This is a genomic window from Herbaspirillum sp. FG34 (genome assembly GCF_057809315.1).
This window is the reverse complement of record NZ_JBMDJS010000058.1, coordinates 1-521: the sequence shown is the minus strand read 5'-3', so window position 1 is coordinate 521 and position 521 is coordinate 1. Positions and strand designations below refer to the sequence as shown.

The 521-nt window shown below is 63.5% G+C and carries 1 protein-coding gene; it reads left to right on the top strand.

The window, feature by feature from the left end:
- A partial coding sequence (locus ACODSZ_RS23140) for an AMP-binding protein (protein WP_488928652.1) occupies positions 1-521 on the top strand: 521 nt, incomplete at both ends.

The following is a 521-nucleotide window of genomic DNA, read 5'->3' as shown; positions in this document are numbered from 1 at the left end:
CCCGACCATCCGCCGCAGCGGCTGCGCTATTTCATCGAGGACAGCCGCACCAGCCTGCTGCTGACCCACGCCGCTGTACTGGGCCAGTTACCCGAAGTGTCAGGGTGCCGTATCGTCGATGTGGCAACACTGTCCGATATTGCGTCTGCCGACAATCCTGGTCTGGAAATCCATCCAGAACAGCTGGCCTACGTCATCTACACCTCCGGTTCCACCGGCCAGCCCAAGGGGGCCGCGAACCGTCACGGCAGCCTGTACAACCGGCTGGCCTGGATGCAGGCAGCCTGTCAGCTGGGTCCAGACGACCGGGTACTGCAGAAGACGCCCTTCGGTTTCGATGTCTCGGTGTGGGAATTCTTCTGGCCCTTGATGACCGGTGCCGAACTGGTCATGGCCGCGCCCGGCGAGCATCGCGACCCGGCAAGGCTGGCAGCGCTGATCGATCAGGCCGGCATCACCACCTTGCACTTCGTGCCGTCGATGCTGCAGGCTTTCGTCAACGACGGCCACGGTGCGGATTG